Here is a 15,076-nt window from a genome sequence, read left to right on the forward strand (position 1 = left end):
CTCGTACGGCGGATCGTTGATATAGAGGCATAAGCTCCCACAAAGCAGCCCCTCGGGTTTCCCTGGGGCTTCCCCGAATTCCTATGAGGAAGGGCACGGCCGCCGCACGTGAGGGACACACGAGAGAGCCGGCTGCTCCTGGTGCTGCTGATCGCCATCGCGTTCGCGTTGATCACGGTGGACATCCGCGGTGGGGAGGACTCGCCCGTCGACGGTGCCCGGCAGGGCGCGGCAACGGTCTTCGGCCCGATCGAGAGCGGCGTCTCGGCCGCGGTCGACCCGGTCGGCAACGCGGTCTCCGCCATCCGTGACTCCGGGGAGCGGCACGACCGGCTCGCCGCGCTGGAGAAGGAGAACGCGGCCCTGAAGGCGCGCCTCGGCAGCGACGACCGCAGCCGCAGCCGCCTCAAGCAGCTCGACAGGATGCTGAAGATCGCCGGCCAGGGCCAGTACGGCATCAAGGGCGCCGAGGTCATCGCCATCGGAGCCGCGCAGGGCTTCTCCTGGACCATCACCATCGACGTCGGCGCCAAGGACGGCATCAAGCGCGACATGACCGTCCTGAACGGGGAGGGGCTCGTCGGCCGGGTCACCACCGTCGGCCCCAACACCGCAACCGTCCTGCTCGCCAGCGACCCCGACTTCACGGTCGGCACCCGGATGGAGTCCGGCGACGAGCTCGGCTTCGCCTCCGGGCAGGGCGACCGCCCGCTGCGTGTCGAACTCCTCAACGGCAAGGCCGAGGTGAAGAAGGGCGACCGCCTGGTCACCTTCGGCTCGCAGGCCGACCGTCCGTTCGTGCCCGGCGTGCCCGTCGGCGTGGTCTCCCGCGTGGACCCCTCCGGCGGCGGCCTGACCCGCACGCTGTACGTCACGCCGTACGCCGCCTTCACCAAGCTCGACATCGTCGGTGTCGTCGTCGAGGCCCCGAAGAAGGACCCGCGTGACACGGTCCTCCCGCCCAAGCCCAAGCCCACCCCGAGGCCGACGGTGACGGTGACCGTGACGCCGTCCCCCGAGGCGCCCGTGGACGGCCAGAACCAGCAAGAGCAGTAGGAGCTGTCACCCCATGCGCGTCAACCGGATCCTGCTCTCCTCCGCCCTGGTCGTCGTCGCCCTGGTGATCCAGGTCAGCGTCCTCGCCCGCCTTCACCTGCCGGGCGCCGTGCCCGATCTGCTGCTGCTCACCGTCCTCGGCCTCGCGCTGGTGTACGGGCACGTGGGCGGCGCCCTCGTCGGGTTCGGCGCGGGCCTGCTCGCCGACCTGGCCCCGCCCGCCGACCACGCAGCCGGGCGCTACGCCTTGGTGCTGTGCGTCATCGGCTACCTCGCGGGCCTGGTGAAACCGGAGACGGGCCAGCTGAAGTCCGCGACCGGCCCCATGGCCGTGGTGGTCGCCGCCGCGGTCGGCTCCACGCTGCTGTACGCGGGGGTCGGCGCCCTCGTCGGGGACACCGCGGCCCGCCATGTCGGCCTCGGCAGCCTGCTGTTCACGGCCGCGCTGTACGACCTGCTGCTCGCCCCCTTCGTCGTGCCGGGGATCATGGCCCTGGCCCGGCGCGCCGAGAACGATCCGCTCGCCGAGTCGACCTCGGCCGCGGCCAAGGCCACCGACATCTCCTCCGGCTGGCTCTCCGGCGGCACCGGACTGAAGATCGGCAGCCAGCGCAACGGACTGCGCGTCAAGGCCGCCCGGGCGCGGATGGCACGTGCCGGGCGCATCAAGGGGGTCAAGCGGCTGTGAACGCAGGGAAGTTCACCCGAACGGGTCGGTCCTGTAGGAACGCCGGCTCGTGGGCCGGGCGTTCATCACTCGACACCGCACCCACGTGCCCCGGCAGACCGCCGGCTCCGCACACCCGTACGCGCACCGAGAGGAGGAGGCAGCCGCAGTGACCAACATTCCCGAGACCGGCCGGAACCCACGGGTCCAGATCCGGCTCGTCGTCATCCAGGTCCTCGTCCTCTCCCTCCTGCTCACCCTCGGCGGGCGCCTGTGGTATCTCCAGATCCGCGAGGGCGCCGCCTACGCCAAGGAGGCCTCGGGCAACCACGTCCAGCAGGTCGTCCAGCCGGCCGTCCGCGGCTCGATCCTGGACGCCCGGGGAGTGGCTCTCGCGGACAACGAGACGCGCCTGGTGGTCTCCGCCTCGCGCACCGACCTGCTGAAGATGAAGGACGACGGCAAGGAAGTCCTCACCAAGCTCGCCAAGGTCCTGGGCATGACGCCCAAGGAGGTCCAGGAGAAGGTCCGGCTGTGTGACGCCAAGACGCCGCAGCCCTGCTGGAACGGCTCGCCCTACCAGCCCATCCCCATCACCGACGAGGCCACCGCCAAGCAGGCCCTCCAGATCCGCGAGCGCGCCGAGGACTTCCCCGGCATCACCGCCGAGCCGCAGGCCGTGCGCCGCTACCCCAGCCCCGGCAAGGCCAACACCGCCCAGGTCCTCGGCTACCTCTCGCCGGTCACCGACGAGGAGATCAAGAAGGCGCAGAACACCAACTCGCCGTATCTCCGCTCCGACCAGGTCGGCCGCTCCGGCCTGGAGCGCCAGTACGACAAGGCGCTGCGCGGCAAGGCCGGCGTCACCCGCTACGAGGTGGACAACCTCGGCCGCGTCATCGGCCAGGCCGAGGCCGACCCGGCCCACCCCGGCGACAACCTCGTCACCAGCATCGACTCCCGGGTCCAGCGGATCGCCGAATACCAGCTGAACGAGGCGATGAAGGAAGCCCGCAAGCAGCACGACCGGAACACGGGCACCAACTACAAGGCCGACTCCGGCGCCGTGGTGGTGATGGAGGCCAAGACCGGCCGCGTCGTCGCCATGGCCTCGAACCCCACGTACGACCCGAACGCCTGGGTGGGCGGCATCTCCGCCAAGGACTACGCGCGCCTCACCGGCAAGAGCTCCAACTACCCGTTGCTCAACCGCGCCATCCAGGGGCAGTCGGCGCCCGGCTCCATCTTCAAGGTCATCCCGACGGCCGCCGCGGTCAACGCGGGCTACTCCTTCAACGGCCCCTACGAGTGCTCCAGCTCGTACTCGATCGGCGGCCAGGTCTTCAAGAACTTCGAGTCCAAGGGATACGGCCCGATCAGCCTCGGCCGCGCCCTGGAGGTCTCCTGCGACACGGTCTTCTACCGGCTCTCCCACGAGGAGTGGAAGCGCGACGGCGGCACCAAGCCGAAGAAGAACGCCAACGACTGGTTCTACAAGACCGCCCACCAGTTCGGCCTCGGCAAGGAGACCGGCATCGACCTGCCCAACGAGGTCACCGGCCGCGTCCCCGACCGCAAGTGGAAGCTGGACTACTGGAAGGCCAACAAGGACGCCTGGTGCCGCACCGGCAAGCGGGGCGGCAGCTACGCCGAGAAGATCGCCTACGAGAACTGCCTCGAAGGCAACCGCATGCGCGCCGGTGACTCCGTCAACTACTCCATCGGCCAGGGCGACACGCTCGTCACGCCCATCCAGATGGCCACCATCTACTCGGCCATCTCCAACGGCGGCACCCTCTACAACCCCTCCGTCGGCAAGGCCGTCATCAGCGCCGACGGCAAGAGCGTCACGCCCATCAAGCCCGAGGCGCACGGCAAGCTCCCGATGAGCCAGAAGACGCGCAGCGAGATAAGCGATGCCCTCGCGGGAGTCGCCACCCGCGGTACGGCCGCCTGGAGGTTCGGCGGCTGGCCGCAGGACAAGATCCCGATGCACGCCAAGACGGGTACGGCGGAGGTCTACGGCAAGCAGACGACCTCCTGGTTCGCCACGTACACCAAGGACTACTCGATCGTCATGACGATCTCCCAGGGCGGTACGGGTTCCGGCGCCTCGGGACCCGCCGTCCGCAACATCTACAACGCGCTGTACGGCGTGTCCGAGGACGGCGCCATCGACGCGAAGAAGGCACTGCTGCCCACCCCGCAGAAGACCCTGCCGAAGGTCAGGACGGACGGCACCATCACCTCGCCGAAGGTCTCCAAGGACCCGGCCAAGGACCAGCAGGCCAAGAAGAAGGACCCGAACGCCCCGGATCCGCTCCAGCCGGCGACGGCCGCCCCGCCGACACCGGAGAACCGTGACACCCGAAGGCGGCACCGCCGCCGGCGAAGCCGGAGGTGCCCCGCATGACCGGCGGTGTGAACAGCTTCCAGGTCTCCGGTTACGGGCCCGAGCGCTCCGGCTGGACGCGACTGCTGGCCCGCGACTCGGTGGCGCGGCGGCTCGACTGGCCGATCCTGCTGTCGGCGACGGTCCTGTCGCTGCTCGGCACGCTCCTCGTCTACTCGGCCACCCGCAACCGCACCGAGCTCAACCAGGGCGACCCGTACTACTTCCTCGTCCGGCACCTGCTGAACACGGGCATCGGCCTCGCCCTGATGGCCGGCACGGTCTGGCTCGGCCACCGCGCCCTGCGCACGGCCGTGCCCGTCCTCTACGGCTTCTCCGTGCTGCTGATCCTGCTGGTGCTGACCCCGCTCGGCTCCACCATCAACGGTGCCCACTCCTGGATCAAGCTGCCCGGCGGCTTCTCGCTCCAGCCGTCGGAGTTCGTCAAGGTCACGATCATCCTGGGCATGGCGATGCTGCTGGCGGCCCGGGTCGACGCGGGCGACAAGCAGTACCCCGACCACCGCACGGTCGTGCAGGCGCTCGGTCTGGCCGCCGTCCCCATGCTGATCGTCATGCTGATGCCCGACCTCGGGTCGGTCATGGTGATGGTCATCATCGTGCTCGGCGTGCTGCTGGCCTCCGGGGCGTCCAACCGCTGGGTGTTCGGCCTGCTCGGCGCCGGCACCCTCGGCGCGGTCACCGTCTGGCAGCTCGGGGTGCTCGACGACTACCAGATCGCCCGCTTCGCCGCCTTCGCCAACCCCGCACTCGACCCGGCCGGCGTCGGCTACAACACCAACCAGGCCCGCATCGCCATCGGTTCGGGAGGCCTGACCGGCTCCGGCCTCTTCCACGGCTCCCAGACCACCGGCCAGTTCGTCCCCGAACAGCAGACGGACTTCGTCTTCACCGTGGCAGGTGAGGAGCTGGGCTTCCTCGGCGGCGGCCTGATCATCCTGCTGCTCGGCATCGTCCTGTGGCGGGCCTGCCGCATCGCCCGGGAGACCACGGACCTCTACGGCACCATCGTGGCCGCCGGCATCGTCGCCTGGTTCGCCTTCCAGACGTTCGAGAACGTCGGCATGACACTCGGCATCATGCCGGTCACCGGCCTGCCCCTGCCGTTCGTGTCCTACGGCGGATCATCGATGTTCGCCGTGTGGATAGCGGTGGGCTTGCTCCAGTCGATCCGGGTGCAACGACCGATGTCGGCCTGACGCCGCGCGGGGTGGCCCTCTGCCGCCCCGCGCCCCGGCCGACTAGATTCGGTCCATGGCGGATACCAAGCGTGAGATCGAGCGGAAGTACGAGGCCGGGGACAGCGGGCTGCCGGACCTGACCGGTGTGCCCGGCGTCGCGAACGTGGTCGACAAGGGGGTCGCCCACCTCGACGCGACCTACTACGACACCGCCGACGAGCGCCTCGCCGCGACATCCGTCACCCTGCGCCGCCGCACCGGCGGCTCGGACGCCGGCTGGCACCTGAAGTTCCCGGTCGGCCCCGACACCCGGGACGAGATCCACGCCCCGCTCTCCGACACCCTCCCCGGCGAACTCGCCGGCCTCGTCCGCTCCCGCGTCCGCGACGGCGAGCTGGTCCCGCTGGTCCGGCTGCGCTCCGAGCGGGACGTACGGCACCTCGTGGACGCCGAGGGCCGGCTGCTCGCGGAGGTCAGCGTGGACGCCGTGCACGCCGAGCGGCTCACGGCCGGCGGGGGCGCGGCGCAGTGGACCGAAATGGAGGTCGAGCTCGCCGACGGCGGTGACCCGGCCTTCCTCGACAAGGTGGACAAGCGGCTGCGCAAGGCGGGCGTGCGGCCCGCGAAGTCGCCGTCCAAGCTGGCACGGGCCCTGGCCGAGACGGCACCCCGGAAGCGGCGCCCCGTCGCGGAGGCGGGGGAGCCGGTGACCGCCGGAGACCACGTGCTCGCGTACGTACGTGAGCAGCGCGACGCGATCGTGGCGCTGGACCCGGCCGTCCGCCGGGACGCCGAGGACGCCGTGCACAGCATGCGCGTGGCCACCCGGCGGCTGCGCAGCACCTTCAAGTCCTTCCGGGACATCCTCGACCGGGCCGTCACCGACCCGGTCGCCGACGAGCTGAAGTGGCTGGCCGGGGAGCTCGGCCTGGACCGCGACCGTGAGGTGCTGGCCGCACGGCTGACGGCGGCCCTCGACGAGGTGCCCGACGGCCTGGTCCGCGGTCCCGTCGGGGAGCGCCTGCGCGACTGGTCGAGCGCCGAGCACCACACGGCCCGCGGCCGGCTCCTCGGGATCCTGGACTCCCGCCGCCATCTCGCCCTGCTCGACACCCTGGACGCGCTGATCGCCGATCCGCCGCTGCTGAAGGCGGCCGGGAAGAAGCCCGGCAAGCCGCTCGCCGACGCCGTGAACAAGGACTTCCGCAAGGTGTCCCGGCTGGTGGAGCGGGCGCTGGAGCTGGAACCCGGCAGCGAGCGGGACGTCGCCGTGCACGAGGCCCGCAAGAAGGCCAAGCGCGCCCGCTACGCCGCGGAAGCGGCCGAGCCGGCCCTGGGCAAGCCCGCCAAGACCATGCTCAAGTCCATGAAGTCACTCCAGAAGCTGCTCGGCGAGCACCAGGACAGCGTGATGGCCCGGCAGACCCTGCGCGAGCTGTCGGCGGTCGCCCACGCGGCGGGGGAGAGCGCCTTCACCTACGGCCTGCTCCACGAGCGCGAGGAGCAGCGGGCCCTGCGCACGGAGGCCGAGCTGCCCGGGCTGTGGAAGGAGATCAGGGGCACGGTCGCGGGCCTGTGAGGCGCACGGCGTACGGAGGTGCCCCGCGGTCGCGTTAGTCTGGATGGTCACCCCTGTCAGTTCAGTCCAGCTCACGAAGGTGCGCGACATGCCTGCCGAAGTCGCTGCGTCGGTCTTCCCGCAGCTCGAAGCTCTGCTCCCGCATGTGCAGAAGCCGATCCAGTACGTCGGCGGAGAGCTCAACTCCACGGTCAAGGACTGGGACTCCTGTGACGTCCGCTGGGCGCTCATGTACCCGGACGCCTACGAGGTCGGTCTGCCCAACCAGGGCGTCATGATCCTCTACGAGGTGCTCAACGAGCAGCAGGGCGTCCTGGCCGAGCGCACGTACAGCGTGTGGCCGGACCTGGAGGAGCTCATGCGGGAGCACCACGTCCCGCAGTTCACCGTCGACAGCCACCGGCCGGTGAAGGCCTTCGACGTGTTCGGCCTGTCCTTCTCCACGGAGCTGGGCTACACGAACATGCTGGCCGCCCTCGACCTGGCCGGCATCCCGCTGGAGTCCAAGGACCGGACCGTCGACGACCCGATCGTCCTGGCCGGCGGCCACGCGGCGTTCAACCCCGAGCCGATCGCCGACTTCATCGACTGCGCCGTGATCGGCGACGGCGAGCAGGCGGTCCTGGAGATCACCGCGATCGTCCGCGCCTGGAAGGCGGAGGGCCGCCCGGGCGGCCGCGAGGAGCTCCTCTTCCGCCTGGCGAAGACGGGCGGGGTGTACGTCCCCGGCTTCTACGACGTCGAGTACCTCCCGGACGGCCGTATCGCCCGTGTCGTGCCGAAGCGCAGCGGGGTCCCGTGGCGCGTGTCCAAGCACACCGTCATGGACCTCGACGAGTGGCCCTACCCCAAGCAGCCCCTCGTCCCGCTGGCCGAGACGGTCCACGAGCGCATGTCGGTGGAGATCTTCCGCGGCTGCACCCGCGGCTGCCGCTTCTGCCAGGCCGGCATGATCACCCGCCCGGTGCGCGAGCGCTCCATCACGGGCATCGGCGACATGGTCGAGCAGGGCCTGAAGGCCACCGGCTTCGAGGAGGTCGGCCTGCTGTCCCTCTCCTCCGCCGACCACACGGAGATCGGCGACATCGCCAAGGGCCTCGCCGACCGCTACGAGGACGACAAGATCGGCCTGTCGCTCCCCTCCACCCGCGTGGACGCCTTCAACATCGACCTCGCGAACGAGCTGACGCGCAACGGCCGCCGCTCGGGTCTGACCTTCGCCCCCGAGGGCGGGTCGGAACGCATCCGCAAGGTCATCAACAAGATGGTCTCCGAGGACGACCTGATCCGCACCGTCGCCACCGCCTACGGCAACGGCTGGCGCCAGGTGAAGCTGTACTTCATGTGCGGCCTGCCGACGGAGACCGACGACGACGTCCTCCAGATCGCCGACATGGCGACGAAGGTCATCGCCAAGGGCCGCGAGGTCTCCCGCTCCAACGACATCCGCTGCACGGTCTCGATCGGCGGCTTCGTCCCCAAGCCGCACACGCCCTTCCAGTGGGCCCCGCAGCTCTCCGCCGAGGAGACGGACGCCCGGCTGCAGAAGCTGCGGGACAAGATCCGCGGCGACAAGAAGTACGGCCGTTCGATCGGCTTCCGCTACCACGACGGAAAGCCCGGCATCGTCGAGGGCCTGCTCTCCCGGGGCGACCGGCGCATCGGCGCGGTCATCCGCGCGGTCTACGACGACGGCGGCCGTTTCGACGGCTGGCGCGAGCACTTCTCCTACGACCGCTGGATGAGCTGCGCCGACAAGGCTCTGGCCCCCTTCGGTGTCGACGTCGACTGGTACACCACCCGCGAGCGCACCTACGAGGAGGTCCTCCCCTGGGACCACCTCGACTCCGGCCTGGACAAGGACTGGCTCTGGGAGGACTGGCAGGACGCCCTCGACGAGACCGAGGTCGACGACTGCCGGTGGACGCCGTGCTTCGACTGCGGGGTGTGCCCGCAGATGGACACGAGCATCCAGATCGGCCCGACGGGCAAGAAGCTGCTGCCCCTGACGGTCAAGAACGCGGCGCCGACGCCCAGTGGCCACTCGCACTGAGATGAGTGGCGCACTGCCCCCGGTATCGGATGCCGGAGCAGGCGAGCACTGAGCCCCCTCCACCGCGGAGGGGGCTCGGTCGTGTCGGCCCCCGATGACGTCATCCGCACGGAACGCCTGGGACCGGCGGGCGGAGCGACGTCACGCAGGGGCGCCGAGCGGCGGGTGGTCGAGCACGCGGGGCTTGTACTCGACCAGCTGGATGCGGCCGTCGAAGGTGCGGTGCTCGGTCATCTCGAGGGCAACGTCCGGATAGCCGTCGTAGATGCGTTCCTCGCCGGTGGCCCCGGTGATCACCGGGAACATCACGACGCGGAACCGGTCGACGAGTCCGGCGCGCAGCAGGGAACGGCACAGGCTGAGACTGCCGATCGTGCTGAGGAGCCCCGAGCCACTCGACTTCATGGCGCGGACCGCCTCGACGGCGTCGTCGCGGACGAGCGTTGAGTTGGCCCACTTCAGTGGCTCCTCGAGGGAGGAGGAGAACACCACCTTGGACGCTCGCGTGAGCTCGTCGACGGACGCCTCTTCCTCGGGCCTGAACTCGTCCTGGCCGGCCGGAACCTCGCCTGCGGCGAAGCCCGACATCAGCCGGTAGGTGTTCGCTCCCATCAGATAGGTGGCCTCGGGCTGCTCGCCGAGCCATGCGAGGTACTCCGGACCCTCCAGGCCCCAGAATCCGGGCCATCCCTCTCCCGAGGCGTAACCGTCCAGCGAGGTGATGAAGTCGACGAGAAGCTCCGACATGGCGGTGTCCTTTCCCAGGGGTGTCACGAGCTTGGACCGGCCGGGAGCCACGAACTCATCGGCCGCGCCGAGGAGCGACGAGAGAAGCCACCAGATCTTGAACAGCGGCATGTGATGGAGTCAGGCGAGGACGATGAGCAGGGCCCGCTGCGACAGGCCTCCGGCCGGAGGCGGCACCTGGGTCATGACGTGTCTCCGCCCGAGTTCCCCACAGCAACAGGGCCCCCGGGAGGTGAGAGCCCCGTTCTGCGGGGGACCCGCTCGGCAGGCCCGGTTGGCGACGCTCCCCCGGGGGGCCGACCTGGTCAGGTTCCCCCAGTTCAGAATGTGTGCTGGGGGAGCCGTCAGGTCAGGCGTCCCTCTTCGCAGACCCGCCGGGCGACCTCGCGCAGCTTGACGTTCTTCTCCTGGGAGTAGCGGCGCAGTACGTCGAAGGCCTGGTCCTCGGTGAGGCGGTGGCTGCCCATGAGGATGCCCATGGCCTCGCCGATGACGTGGCGCGTGGCCATGGCCTGCTCCATCTGGGCGTGGCTGCGTGCGCTGGAGAAGGCGATCGCCGCGTGCGAGGCCAGCAGCCAGCCGGCGGTCTCGCTGTCGTCCGTGAAGGCCCCCGGCCGGTGCGAGTAGAGGTCGAGCGCACCGAGATCCTCGTCCTCGGTGTAGAGCAGGAAGCCCATCATGCTGCCCACGCCCAGGTCGCGTGCCTGCTCGGCGTAGGCGGGCCAGCGGGGCTGCTCGGCGGTGAAGTCGGCGATGCGGAAAACGCGTTGACCGGTGCTGGCGCGGGCCGCGTCGAAGCAGGGGCCCTCCGCGAGGCGCTCCTGCAACCGGTCGCTCTCGACGACCAGGTCATGGGTGGGCGCCAGTGTCTCCACGCTCTTGCCGTGGAGGAGGAGGATGCCGGCCGCGTCGCACCCCGGCATCCGCTCCGTGGCTGCCCTGGTGATGTGCTCGAGCGTGGCGCCGACCGAGTCCTGGGCGAGCAGGTCACGCGCCATGGAGGCCATCTCCCGTGCGAACACGCGCCAGTCCACTGTCGTCCTCCTCGGTCCGGGTGCCGGGCATGCATCTCTCCTGCCACGGTGTCACGGGTCGCACACCCCGGTCGGCAGTCGCTGGACGTGTTCGTGGCCCCGCGGGCCCGCCCTTGCGGGATCTATCGAGTTTCGATAGATTTCCATCGTGGCTCGATCGAAGGAGTGGTGATGGGGAAGCTGGCCGTGGCGGGATTGCGCGGGGTGCTCGTGGTGCTGCTCGCGGGGTCGCTGTTCGTGCAGATGGTGATGGTGCCGCTGCTGGCCGTCGACATGAACGGGCTCAGGCCCGAGTACGCGTATCTGCGCACTCCGATCCTGGTGATCACGATCCTGGGTATCGTGACGGCCCAGGTCGTCGTGGTCTGCGTGTGGCGGCTGGTGACGATGGTGCGTCGAGGGACGGTGTTCTCGACCGCCGCCTTCCGTTACGTGCACATCGTGATCGGCGCGTTCGTGGCGGCCGCCCTGCTGGTCTTCGCGCTCGCGGTCGTGCTCGCGCCGGGTGAGGCCGTGGCTCCCGGGGTGGTCCTGCTGCTGTGCGGGGTCGTCGTGGCCGTGCTGGGCGTCGCGCTGATCGTGCTCGTGCTGCGGATGCTGCTCGCGCAGGCCGTCGCACGCGACATCGAGGCGGCCCGGATGCAGGCCGAGCTGGAAGAGGTCATCTGATGCCCATCGCCGTCGACATCGACGTGATGCTGGCCAAACGCAAGATGTCCGTGGGTGAACTGGCGGAACGCGTCGGCATCACCCCCGCCAATCTGGCGGTCCTCAAGAACGGCCGTGCCAAGGCGGTCCGCTTCTCGACCCTCGCCGCGCTGTGCGAGGTGCTGGAGTGCCAGCCGGGGGATCTGCTGCGCTGGGAGACGGAGGAGGCGGCCGGCCCCACGGCCCGCTCCGCCTCCGGCTCGACGGCCGGTCCCACCTCCGGCTCGACGGCCGGTCCCGCGTCCGGCCCTACGGCCGACTCGACAATGGCCTGATGGACAACGTCAGCATCTTGCTCCAGGCGCAGGTCACCCGCGTGTGAGCCGTATGATCCTGCGGCTGAGCGGGGGAACTGCGGAGAACGGGGCGGGACTGTGCGGTGCTGGATCCGGACGGGGCACTGAAGGCGTCTACGACGGTATGGATCTGGAAAAACGACCCCGCGAGGGTTCCGAGGCGCGGGTCGATCCGCGAGAGCGGCCGGCCGGGCCGACGGCACGGCGCGAGCCCGAGGCGCCGGAGGGGTGTCTCGCCGTCGCGATCCGGATTCCTGTGCGGATCATCGTGCTCGTCCTGGTCGTCCCCGTGCGGATGCTGTGGGACGCGCTCGTCGTGGCCGGACGGTTCCTGAACGACACCCTGTTCAGGCCGCTCGGCCGGGCACTGCTGTGGCTCGGGCGGGCGGTGTTCGTCTGGCAGTTCGTGGGGCTGTGGCGCTACGTCGTCGTCCCGCTGGGCAAGGCCCTCGGGTGGCTCGGCCACGTCCTCGTCGTCGTGCCCCTGGTCTGGCTGTACCGGTATGCGCTGACCCCCGTGGGGCACGTGATCGCATGGGTCGCCCGGGGCGTCGGCGCCGGGGCCGGCCGGCTCGCCAGAGGGCTGGGAGCCGCACTCGGCTGGGTGTACGCCTGGCTGCTCACGCCCGTCGGACACGCGGTGATGTGGGGGCTGAAGGGGGCAGGCGCCGGGCTCGCCGCGCTCGGCCTCGGCGTCTGGACGGCCGTGGCGTGGCTCACGAAGTACCTGGTCGTCGTACCCGCCCGCCGGCTCCACACCTGGGTGCTCGCACCCGTCGGCCGCGCGGTCGCCTGGTGCTGCAAGGGGCTCGTGTGGCTGCTGAGCATGATCGTCGCCGGTGTCGGCACCACCCTGTACTGGATCGCCCGCGTCCTGTTCGTCCTGCCCGCGCTCGCCCTGTGGCGCTGGATCCTCACGCCGGCCGGACGCGCCCTCGCCGTGGTCGGCCGGGAGGTGTGGGACGCCCTCGGTCACGCCTGGCGCGTCGCCGGGCACATCTCCCTCGCCGTCGGGCGCATGCTCGGCACCCTCTTGCGGTGGATCTTCGTCGAACCGGTGCGATGGATGTACCGCAGTGTGCTGACGCCCGTCGGGCACGTCGTACGGGACGCCGTCCTGCGGCCTGCCGCCGAGGCCGTCCGCAGTGTGCGGCGGGTCACCCGGCAGGCACTGTCCGCCGCCCGGGAATCCGCACGCCAGGCCCGCGCCGACTTCCGGCGGATGCTCCTCGGCGAGCCGCGGCAGCCGCAGCCGGTCGACCGGAGGGAACCTTCGGGGCGCGAGCCACGTACTCTTGGTAGCAGTACGACCGCTCTCACGAAGGACTGAACGACACTGGGCAAGCGACAGCCCGAAGGCCCGCCGCCCGCACCCGCGGTGCAGCGCATCCGACTGCGTTACACCAAGCGCGGCCGCCTCCGGTTCACCAGCCACCGTGACTTCCAGCGCGCCTTCGAGCGTGCGTTGCGCCGTGCCGAGGTGCCGATGGCCTACTCGGCGGGCTTCACACCGCACCCGAAGGTGTCGTACGCCAATGCCGCACCCACCGGCACGGGCAGTGAGGCGGAGTACCTGGAGATCGCCCTCACCGCGCCCCGCGACCCGGAGCAGCTCAGGGCCCTCCTCGACGAGTCGCTGCCCACCGGGCTCGACATCACCGAGGCGGTCGAGGCACGCACCTCGGGGCTCGCCGACCGGCTGACGGCTTCCGTGTGGGAGCTCCGGCTGGACGGAGTGCCGCCGGAGGAGGCCCGCCGAGCGGCGGACGCCTTCAACGCGGCCGAGACCGTCGAGGTCCAGCGCCTCGCCAAGAACGGCGTCCGTACGTTCGACGCCCGCGCCGCGGTTGCGAGCCTGGAGGTCCGCGACGTCACGGAAACGCACAGTTCGCAGGCTGATAGGCCGACCGACCAGCCCTGTGCGATACTGCGGCTGGTTGTTCGGCACGTGACGCCTGCCGTACGACCCGACGACGTCCTGTCCGGTCTCCGCGCCGTGGCCGACCTGGCGCCGCCGGTCCCAGCAGCGGTGACCAGGCTGGCGCAGGGGCTGTTCGATGAAGAGACCGGCACGGTGACCGACCCGCTCGCGCCCGACCGCGAGGCAGTCGAGGCCCACTCAACGGCCGAACCGACTGCCGCCGCGACGGCGCCGGTGTAAGGAAGGTCCCGCGTAGGGACGGACGTCGTAGCGCCGCCCTCGGACTCGGGAGCCACCTGGGTCGGGCAGCGTACCGACCAGAAGACTTTCGCCAGGCCGTACGCATTCGGCGTACGGAACCGGCGAGACAGGACACAGAGAGCTCCCGTGCGGCGCCCGCGCCCCGGACGGCGGCGAACGCGCACAGCGCGCGCCGCGGACGTCACCGGCATCGCCGGACCAGGCGCGGCGCCCGGGAGCCTGACGGGAGATAAGCCCGCATGCTCGAACCGACCGAACCCACCGAGGGTTCCGAACAGAACACTCCCAGCGACACCCTGCCGCCCCGCCGGCGGCGGCGTGCCGCGTCCCGCCCGGCGGGTCCGCCCACCGGTGCCTCCTCGGACGCGTCGGCGGAGACCGTCGCGCCGGCCATACCGGCCGCCGAGCCCGAGGACCTCGCGACCGACGTCGCAGTGGCCGACGTCGTGGAGGCCGACGAGGTCGAGGAAGCCGTTGCCGAGGCGGAGCAGGCTCCCGGGGCCGTCGAGAGCGACGAGGCCGCCGCGCCCGCCCCGCCCAAGCGGCGGCGCGCCGTGCGCCGTGCCTCCGCACCCGCCGGTGCTCCGGAGGCCGCCGAGGCGGCCGAGACCGTGGTCCCGGTGACCGCCGGCACTCCGGCCACCGAGCCGGCCGAGGCCGTCGCCCCCGCCGCCTCCACCTCCGCCGAAGCGTCCGAGGACGCCGCCCCCAAGCGCACCCGGCGCCGCGCCACGCGCACCGTGACCTCGCCCGCCGCCGCTCCGGCGGAGGCCGCCGAGACGGTCGCGGCCCCGGCGCAGGCCGACGGCCCGGAGCCTGCCGTCGTCGCCGACGGCACCGCCGAAGGTGCCGAGGCCGCTGAAGAGGCTGCTCCGCGCCGGACTCGCCGGCGTGCCTCGCGGCGGGCGTCCGCGCCCGCCGGGGCGCCTTCCGCCGCGGACGCGGTGGAGGGCACTGCCGAGGAGGCGAAGGCACCTGTGACCGAGAACCCCGCCGCCGAGCCCGCCCGCGCGGCCGAGGCCACCGCCTCCGAGACCGCCGCCGAGCCCGCCCCCGCTGCCGAGGCCCCCGCCGAAACCGTCGCCGAGGCTACCGACTCCGCCGAGGAGGCCGGTCCGCGGCGCCGCCGCCGGGTCGTGCGCCGGGCCGCCGGCGGCTTC

11 protein-coding genes and 2 pseudogenes are annotated in these 15,076 nt (G+C 71.2%); 11 read left to right on the forward strand and 2 right to left on the reverse strand.

Translation table 11 applies throughout. From position 1 onward, the window contains the following. Positions 1–108: 108 nt before the first annotated feature. From mreC to GTY56_RS25420, 6 genes are all read left to right on the forward strand, one after another. Positions 109–1,056: a rod shape-determining protein MreC gene (gene mreC, locus GTY56_RS25395; RefSeq protein WP_161367643.1), complete on the forward strand. Its 948-nt coding sequence runs from the start codon at positions 109–111 to the stop codon at positions 1,054–1,056. Between the two features lie 13 nt (positions 1,057–1,069). Continuing rightward, positions 1,070–1,744, forward strand: a complete 675-nt coding sequence (gene mreD / locus GTY56_RS25400) for a rod shape-determining protein MreD (protein ID WP_161367644.1) — start codon at positions 1,070–1,072, stop codon at positions 1,742–1,744. Positions 1,745–1,892: 148 nt separating this feature from the next. Further along, a complete protein-coding gene (gene mrdA / locus GTY56_RS25405) occupies positions 1,893–4,136 on the forward strand; it encodes a penicillin-binding protein 2 (protein WP_161367645.1) in 2,244 nt (747 codons plus the stop codon). Further along, positions 4,133–5,335, forward strand: a complete 1,203-nt coding sequence (rodA, locus tag GTY56_RS25410) for a rod shape-determining protein RodA (protein WP_161367646.1) — start codon at positions 4,133–4,135, stop codon at positions 5,333–5,335. Before mrdA ends, rodA begins: the two co-directional genes overlap by 4 nt. Before the next feature lie 55 nt (positions 5,336–5,390). After that, the gene (locus GTY56_RS25415) at positions 5,391–6,896 is read left to right on the forward strand and encodes a CYTH and CHAD domain-containing protein (RefSeq protein WP_161367647.1); all 1,506 of its coding nucleotides are present in this window, start codon (positions 5,391–5,393) and stop codon (positions 6,894–6,896) included. Between the two features lie 88 nt (positions 6,897–6,984). Beyond that, positions 6,985–8,949, forward strand: a complete 1,965-nt coding sequence (locus GTY56_RS25420; RefSeq protein ID WP_161367648.1) for a TIGR03960 family B12-binding radical SAM protein — start codon at positions 6,985–6,987, stop codon at positions 8,947–8,949. 141 nt (positions 8,950–9,090) lie between these two features. On the opposite strand, the gene GTY56_RS25425 is transcribed toward GTY56_RS25420, so the two are convergent. Further along, positions 9,091–9,696 (reverse strand): dihydrofolate reductase family protein, encoded by a 606-nt coding sequence (locus GTY56_RS25425; protein ID WP_161367654.1) that lies wholly within the window; start codon positions 9,694–9,696, stop codon positions 9,091–9,093. 344 nt (positions 9,697–10,040) lie between these two features. Continuing rightward, positions 10,041–10,730, reverse strand: a complete 690-nt coding sequence (locus GTY56_RS25430; protein WP_346345574.1) for a GAF and ANTAR domain-containing protein — start codon at positions 10,728–10,730, stop codon at positions 10,041–10,043. Between the two features lie 171 nt (positions 10,731–10,901). Here GTY56_RS25430 and GTY56_RS25435 point away from each other — a divergent pair, with 171 nt between their 5' ends. The 5 genes and pseudogenes from GTY56_RS25435 to GTY56_RS25455 form a co-directional block, all read left to right on the forward strand. Continuing rightward, positions 10,902–11,399: a DUF2975 domain-containing protein gene (locus GTY56_RS25435; protein ID WP_161367649.1), complete on the forward strand. Its 498-nt coding sequence runs from the start codon at positions 10,902–10,904 to the stop codon at positions 11,397–11,399. Next, positions 11,399–11,614 (forward strand): annotated as a pseudogene (locus GTY56_RS25440) (helix-turn-helix domain-containing protein); the annotation flags it as partial. The gene GTY56_RS25435 and the pseudogene GTY56_RS25440, both read left to right, overlap by 1 nt. A 244-nt stretch (positions 11,615–11,858) precedes the next feature. After that, positions 11,859–13,064: a UbiA prenyltransferase family protein gene (locus GTY56_RS25445; protein WP_202510707.1), complete on the forward strand. Its 1,206-nt coding sequence runs from the start codon at positions 11,859–11,861 to the stop codon at positions 13,062–13,064. Positions 13,065–13,112: 48 nt separating this feature from the next. Continuing rightward, the gene (locus tag GTY56_RS25450; protein WP_161367651.1) at positions 13,113–13,895 is read left to right on the forward strand and encodes a TIGR03936 family radical SAM-associated protein; all 783 of its coding nucleotides are present in this window, start codon (positions 13,113–13,115) and stop codon (positions 13,893–13,895) included. Positions 13,896–14,155: 260 nt separating this feature from the next. Beyond that, a pseudogene (locus tag GTY56_RS25455) lies at positions 14,156–15,076 on the forward strand (Rne/Rng family ribonuclease); the annotation flags it as partial.

The organism is Streptomyces sp. SID5643, from assembly GCF_009872555.1.
GTDB lineage: Bacteria > Actinomycetota > Actinomycetes > Streptomycetales > Streptomycetaceae > Streptomyces > Streptomyces iakyrus.

Excerpts from the sequence above, each read along its gene's own strand:
- mreD (WP_161367644.1), top strand. The coding sequence starts at position 1,070 with ATGCGCGTCAACCGGATCCTGCTCTCCTCCGCCCTGGTCGTCGTCGCC.
- rodA (WP_161367646.1), top strand. The coding sequence starts at position 4,133 with ATGACCGGCGGTGTGAACAGCTTCCAGGTCTCCGGTTACGGGCCCGAG.
- GTY56_RS25415 (WP_161367647.1), top strand. The coding sequence starts at position 5,391 with ATGGCGGATACCAAGCGTGAGATCGAGCGGAAGTACGAGGCCGGGGAC.
- GTY56_RS25420 (WP_161367648.1), top strand. The coding sequence starts at position 6,985 with ATGCCTGCCGAAGTCGCTGCGTCGGTCTTCCCGCAGCTCGAAGCTCTG.
- GTY56_RS25425 (WP_161367654.1), bottom strand. The coding sequence starts at position 9,696 with ATGTCGGAGCTTCTCGTCGACTTCATCACCTCGCTGGACGGTTACGCC.
- GTY56_RS25435 (WP_161367649.1), top strand. The coding sequence starts at position 10,902 with ATGGGGAAGCTGGCCGTGGCGGGATTGCGCGGGGTGCTCGTGGTGCTG.
- GTY56_RS25445 (WP_202510707.1), top strand. The coding sequence starts at position 11,859 with ATGGATCTGGAAAAACGACCCCGCGAGGGTTCCGAGGCGCGGGTCGAT.